We start from the raw sequence: 5,882 nt of genomic DNA, 5'->3' as shown, positions 1-5,882 counted from the left end.
AGACCAGAACAGAGTAAATCTGTTAAGGCAGGTGCGAAACCCCGCAAGGGAAAGAAGCAGAAACCTAAATCGTGAGGTTTGGGAATCACCGTCCGTTTACGGCGGTGAGGATGTCAAATTAATCCTTGTCAAGAGAAAATAATTCCACACCGAAAACTGAGGCGAAAACTCTCGATAAATCTCGCTGTACTTGCATAAGACTAATATTAGGCAGAAACTGCTGTAAACTGCCCACGGGTTTATTAGCAATCCCACAGGGAATAATCTCGGCAAAACCGCTTAAATCTGGACAAACATTGACGGCAAAACCATGATAGGTAATCCAATGACTAACTTTAATACCGATCGCCGCTATTTTATACCCTTCTACCCATACCCCCGTCAAACCCCCGATTCTTTCCCCCGACAATCCATAAATAGCGATAGTTTGCAGGATGACTTCTTCTAATTGTCGCAAATACCAGTGTAAATCCTGCTGATAATAGCGCAAATTGAGGATCGGATAGCCCACTAATTGCCCCGGACAGTGATAGGTGACTTGGCCTCCTCGCTCGATTCTATACACTTCTTTGTCGGTTTTGTCAAGATTAAATTTAATAAACTTAATATCTGAACCGGTACCGAGGGTGTAAACGGGGGGATGTTCCAGTAGGAGCAAAATGTCGGGCAAGTTAGGATTAGCAATTCTCGCCTCCACCAGCGCTCGCTGTTGCGACCACGCGAGAGCATAGGGAGTAATTGCCTGAATTTTTAGCTCACAGAGACGAGGTATTTTTTGAGCATTCATCGAGAGATGTGATTGGTCAAATTATTGAAGAAATGTGGAAGATCACCAAGGAAAATTAACAGAAGGGAAGCATAGATGTGGGGTAGAATAGTAAGTGCTAATCTAAAGTGATCCCATCTATCATCTCTTGGGATAAATATACACCAGTTTATCCTCATCAGCACCAACAAAGCACCAGAACAACGCTAATTCAAGTCTGAATTGTCCCAGGGATTTGACTTTGCAGATGCCTATCGTATCTTTAACTTACCGATGGTTGTTGAATTAGATGAGCGAGAGAATTATGGAGAAGTTCGCTTTGTTGCTATTGGTTTACTAGATGACTGAACCTGACGCTCAAACAATTCGTATTATATCTTTAAGAAAATCATTATCTGATGAACAAAAATATTATGAACAATATCTCAAAAACAGATTGGAATAGAATTGATGAAATGAAAGATGAGGATATTGACACTTCTGATATTCCTCCTCTATCAGAGTATTTTTGGGCTAAAGCACAACTGCGAATGCCTAATCCTTCTGTTACTGTAGAAGTTGAAGTCGATCCAGAAACTTTTGCCTGGTTTCAGTCCCAAGGAGGAACGGCACAACAACAAATGTCTGTCGCGTTGAAAATTTATGCCCAAGCGAATAAGGTTTGTTCTTCATCTACAACTACTAATCCCTAAAAGGAGATAGCTGTTTTATTAAGTGAGAAAGTGTGATTCGCAAACTTGACTCTTTCTCAGCAAAAATTGACCTAGAAACTATTGACATTGTTGGTGGTGTAGTCTAAAATATTAACAATAAAATCATCAAAAAATGTTTATGAAAACTGTTGACAAAACTCAGTTAAAAGATAATTTACTAGAATTGTTACAAAATGTAGAGTTAGAAGGCGAAGAGATTGTAGTGATCGAGGGGAATAAGCCAGTGGCGAGAATTTCACCCTATCGAAAAAGTCATTCAACTGCGGAATTATTTAAAACTATGCGAGGAAAAGTTCGGTATTTTGAAGATTTAACTACTCCCACAACTGAAGAATGGCAGCAAGTATAAAAATTGTTCTTGACACTTGCGCTTTAATTTGGTGGAGTTTAGATCCAGATAAACTTTCTCCAAGAGCCCTGTCAGCTTGCGATCTTATGGAACAGGAAAAAAATGGTCTAGTGCCATCAATAGCATTCTGGGAAATAGCCATTAAGATTAAAAACCAAAAATTGGATTTAGGTGTGGACATTGATGACTATATTGCAGCGATCAAAAGGTCTGATGTTATCCAGATTATTCCCATAGATGAGAACATTTGGCTAGAAAGTGTTAAGTTACAATGGGAACATCGAGATGCAGCAGATAGAGTGGTTGTGGCAATTGCCCAAAAAAATCAAGCTCCTATTATTACCGCAGATCAAAAAATAGCTAATTTCTATTCTTCAGTAATTTGGTAAGCTGTTGTGCATTTAAATTGGGTATGGACAAGGGGCTTAAGCTTCTTGTCTCAACGGTTTTCAGCAATGAGGAGGATTTTTGTTGACTAATTCAAGACACCCCTTCCCTAAAAAAAAATCTTCTTGATCTTCCGCCCTGTGGGGGGGGGTAGCTGTTTTATTAAGGGAGAAATGTGATTCGCAAACTTGACTCTTTCTTAACAAAAATTGACCTAGAAACTGTTGACTTGGATTGGCAGTTTTGCCATACTGTGAAAAACCAACTGATTGGAGGATTTTACCCCATGAAAACCAAGAAACTGACACCCCGTAACTCTGCTCCTGTCCAACGGGAAAATGCCGCTACCGTCTCTCGTGATGGCAATGCGATCGCCCCCCAGGGCAAGCGCGGAATTGGGGATTATTATAGTAATCCTTTTGCGGGAGACGACGCAGAGTAATCCTCCCGATTCGAGCATCGAACTTCAAATCATGTCAAAAGTCTTTTTCTGCTTGCCAGGGTGTGCGGTTTGCCTCAACGAATTGACATACAATCCTTGTTAATTCTGGGTTTTCTGTTACCTGGCACGCGGGAATAAGGGAGAAAGTGTGATTCGCAAACTTTACTCTTTCTTAACAAAAATTGACCTAGAAACAATTGACATTATTTGACATTATTGGGACTTAGATCAAAACTATTAACAGTAAACTTACTGGAGGATTTTACCCCATGAAAACCAAGAAACTGACACCCCATAACTCTGCTCCCGTCCAACGGGAAAATGCCGCTACCGTCTCTCGTGATGGCAATGCGATCGCCCCCCTGGAATGGGATGCGCGGGATTCGCGGTATCCTTTTGCGGGAGACGACGCGGAGTAATCCTCCCGATTCAAGCATCGAACTTCAAATCATGTCAAAAGTCTTTTTCTGCTTGCCAAGGCGCACGGTTGCTCCCTTGTAATTGACGCACAATCCTTGTTAATTCAGGGCTTTCTGTTACCTGGCACGCGGGAGAAGCTTTTGAGCGAAGTGATTAAAAAAGTCGGGGATTTTCTTAAACTCTGAGAATCAAAATCAAAGATTTACATAAATCCCCGACTTTTCATCTTTAATCTAACACTTGAAATTATGATAGTTGCTGAGATTCAAAAAAACTCCCTCAAAGAGCAAAGAATACAATTTATCCGTAATCATCAACAAGCTTTTGATGTTGAGCCGATTTATCCTCTGCGGCTGTTTGAAGATTTTGTTATGGAAGTTGAAGGCGATTGTAATATTGAAGCCTCCTGTAAGATAGAATTAGATAAACTCATTGCCTCACGGTTTATGCTCTTTTTTAAAGATCAGTCCCAAGAATGGCAAAAATATCTAACTCAATCTTTAGCTTTTTTTCGGCAAGTTGAAAGCCGTGTTGGTGTTCAATTAGATTATTCATTATTACAGAAATTTTTAGGACATAACTTTGACTTTAGCAAACTAACAGTTCTTAGTATGTGGGTAGGTACTACTCAAAAAGAATTAGAGAAAACGAAGATTGACAATATTCGGCTTTATTATTACAAATCATTCAAGATGGAGTAAAATTGATGTTAATAACTAAACCTCGATTTGAAACCTTCGCTGAATATCTACAATATGAGGATAATTCAGAGGGATTATATGAATTATTTAACGGCGAATTGATAGAAATGCCACCAGAATCAGGACTTAACTACCAAATTGCCAATCGTCTTTTCTTGGTATTTGCCTTAATGCTAGGAACTGATATAATCAGAGGACATGGTTTAGAATTAGAAGTCAGAGGAGAACCTAAAAACCGTTATCCTGACTTAACAATTATTCGAGAAGAACATATTAAACTACTCTCAAAAAGAAATACTATTCTTCTTTCCATGTCACCCCCTTTATTAGTTATTGAAGTAGTTAGCCCTGGTGAAATTCAAAGAGAAAGAGATTACATAGCCAAAAGAATCCAATATCAAGATTGTGGTATTCCTGAATACTGGATAGTTGATCCCCAAACTCAAACAATTTTAGTCTTAGCATTAAGAGGAAATACTTATACAGAAATAGGGAATTTTAGCAATGATGATTTCCTCCAATCTCCCCAATTTAAAGAACTCAAATTAAAAGTTTCTGAAGTATTTTAGCTCTTTTGTTAGAATTAATTTAGTCTCTAAAACTATTACTCTCTTAATTGACTTTAAAAATAAGTATAATGATTACCACCGAACCTATTGTCTTAAACCTGAAAACCACCAATTTAAGTGATGAACAGTTTTATCAACTGTGCTGTGCTAATGACGATTGGCGACTTGAACAAACTGCTCAAGGAGAATTAATCATTATGCCTCCCATCGGAGCCATTAGTGGCAATCGAGAATCAGAATTAAATGCTGATTTAGTGATTTGGAATCGGCAAACCCAACTCGGTAAAGTTTTTAGTTCTTCTACTATCTTTACCTTACCCAATGGTGCGAAACGTTCTCCTGATGTTGCTTGGATTGCTAATGAACGCTGGTACGCTTTACCCTTAAAAGAACAAGAAAAATTTGCCAGAATTTGTCCCGATTTCGTGATAGAATTGCGATCGCGTACCGCTCCATTAAAATACCTACAAGAAAAAATGCAAGAATATCGGGAAAATGGGGTAAAATTAGGGTGGCTGATTGATCCTGCCAGCCAAAAGGTAGAAATCTATCGCCCTAATCAATCTGTCGAAATTATTGCATTACCAACTACATTATCAGGCGAAGAAATTTTACCTAGATTTACTTTAGAATTACCCATTTTTTGACGAAAGGAAATACCAAAATGATAGCTACTGCGACAATTTCTCCTCAATTAACCATTCCACGCCTAGAAAATGGGGACAAGCTTACTCGTCGTGAATTTGAGCGTAGATATAATGCCATGCCAAATCTAAAAAAAGCAGAACTCATTGAAGGAATTGTTTATATTATGGCTTCTCCCCTCAGAATTACGAATCATGGCAATCCTCATGCGCGCATTATTACTTGGTTAGGTAACTATTGGTCAAGTACATCTGGAACAGAATTAGGTGATAATTGTACGGTGCGCCTTGATGCGGACAATGAACCTCAACCCGATGCACTATTAAGAATTAAAAATGGTGGACAATCAACGATTAGTGAGGATGGTTATGTCGAAGGTGCGCCAGAGTTAATCGTCGAAATTGCAGCGAGTACCGTCTCCCTTGACTTACATCAAAAACTCAATGTTTATCGCCGTAACCAAGTGCAAGAATATTTAGTCTGGCGAGTCGAAGATGGAGAATTTGATTGGTTTAGATTAACCAATGAAGAATATATTAAACTTGAACCGAACTCAGAAGGGATAATTTGTTCCCAGATATTCCCTGGATTATGGTTAGATAGAAATGCTTTACTAGCCGGTGACTTAGCCAAGGTTTTAGAGGTTTTGCAATTAGGAATAGCTACGCTCAAACATCAAGCTAGTTAGAGTAATCTAAATTTAACAAAAACTTCACGAAAATTCATAAAAAAACTATTGACTTGACGACCAAAGAAGGAGTAATGAAAACCGATAAAATCTTTTATACCCTATTTCAAGTCTTTCCCGAACTTCTCTTTCAACTGCTAGGAGAATCTCCCAATCTAGCGCAAAATTATCAATTCAAGTCAATCGAAATCAAAGAATTGGC

11 protein-coding genes are annotated in these 5,882 nt (G+C 38.6%); 10 read left to right on the top strand and 1 reads right to left on the bottom strand.

All coding sequences use genetic code 11. The annotated features are described in order from the left end of the window. Nucleotides 1-118 precede the first annotated feature (118 nt). Nucleotides 119-787: a lipoyl(octanoyl) transferase LipB gene (lipB, locus tag EWV84_RS18340; protein ID WP_287079200.1), complete on the bottom strand. Its 669-nt coding sequence runs from the start codon at nt 785-787 to the stop codon at nt 119-121. Between the two features lie 392 nt (nt 788-1,179). Here lipB and EWV84_RS18335 point away from each other — a divergent pair, with 392 nt between their 5' ends. From EWV84_RS18335 to EWV84_RS18290, 10 genes are all read left to right on the top strand, one after another. Then, complete coding sequence (locus EWV84_RS18335) at nt 1,180-1,458, top strand: BrnA antitoxin family protein (protein ID WP_286826753.1); 279 nt, start codon at nt 1,180-1,182, stop codon at nt 1,456-1,458. A 139-nt stretch (nt 1,459-1,597) separates the two neighbouring features. Next, nucleotides 1,598-1,828 carry a type II toxin-antitoxin system Phd/YefM family antitoxin gene (locus tag EWV84_RS18330; protein WP_286826752.1) on the top strand — a complete coding sequence of 77 codons (231 nt, stop codon included), beginning with the start codon at nt 1,598-1,600 and terminating at the stop codon, nt 1,826-1,828. After that, nucleotides 1,813-2,217 carry a type II toxin-antitoxin system VapC family toxin gene (locus EWV84_RS18325; protein WP_287079199.1) on the top strand — a complete coding sequence of 135 codons (405 nt, stop codon included), beginning with the start codon at nt 1,813-1,815 and terminating at the stop codon, nt 2,215-2,217. Before EWV84_RS18330 ends, EWV84_RS18325 begins: the two co-directional genes overlap by 16 nt. Nucleotides 2,218-2,501: 284 nt before the next feature. Further along, on the top strand, nt 2,502-2,657 hold the full coding sequence (locus EWV84_RS18320) for an anacyclamide/piricyclamide family prenylated cyclic peptide (RefSeq protein ID WP_287079203.1): 156 nt from the start codon (nt 2,502-2,504) through the stop codon (nt 2,655-2,657). Between the two features lie 269 nt (nt 2,658-2,926). Beyond that, nucleotides 2,927-3,076 carry an anacyclamide/piricyclamide family prenylated cyclic peptide gene (locus tag EWV84_RS18315; RefSeq protein WP_287079198.1) on the top strand — a complete coding sequence of 50 codons (150 nt, stop codon included), beginning with the start codon at nt 2,927-2,929 and terminating at the stop codon, nt 3,074-3,076. A 249-nt stretch (nt 3,077-3,325) separates the two neighbouring features. Next, on the top strand, nt 3,326-3,778 hold the full coding sequence (locus tag EWV84_RS18310) for a DUF5838 family protein (RefSeq protein WP_287079197.1): 453 nt from the start codon (nt 3,326-3,328) through the stop codon (nt 3,776-3,778). Nucleotides 3,779-3,783: 5 nt separating this feature from the next. Next, a complete protein-coding gene (locus EWV84_RS18305; RefSeq protein ID WP_287079196.1) occupies nt 3,784-4,347 on the top strand; it encodes a Uma2 family endonuclease in 564 nt (187 codons plus the stop codon). 68 nt (nt 4,348-4,415) lie between these two features. Continuing rightward, nucleotides 4,416-4,994, top strand: a complete 579-nt coding sequence (locus EWV84_RS18300; protein WP_287079194.1) for a Uma2 family endonuclease — start codon at nt 4,416-4,418, stop codon at nt 4,992-4,994. Nucleotides 4,995-5,011: 17 nt separating this feature from the next. After that, complete coding sequence (locus tag EWV84_RS18295; protein ID WP_287079193.1) at nt 5,012-5,680, top strand: Uma2 family endonuclease; 669 nt, start codon at nt 5,012-5,014, stop codon at nt 5,678-5,680. 74 nt (nt 5,681-5,754) lie between these two features. Next, the coding region (locus tag EWV84_RS18290) for a DUF2887 domain-containing protein (protein ID WP_287079201.1) at nt 5,755-5,882 on the top strand (128 nt) is incomplete at its 3' end.

This window comes from Microcystis sp. M_QC_C_20170808_M3Col (assembly GCF_007095505.1).
Taxonomy (GTDB): domain Bacteria; phylum Cyanobacteriota; class Cyanobacteriia; order Cyanobacteriales; family Microcystaceae; genus Microcystis.
Note: the sequence above shows the minus strand (reverse complement) of the source record. Positions and strands in the feature narration are given on the sequence as shown.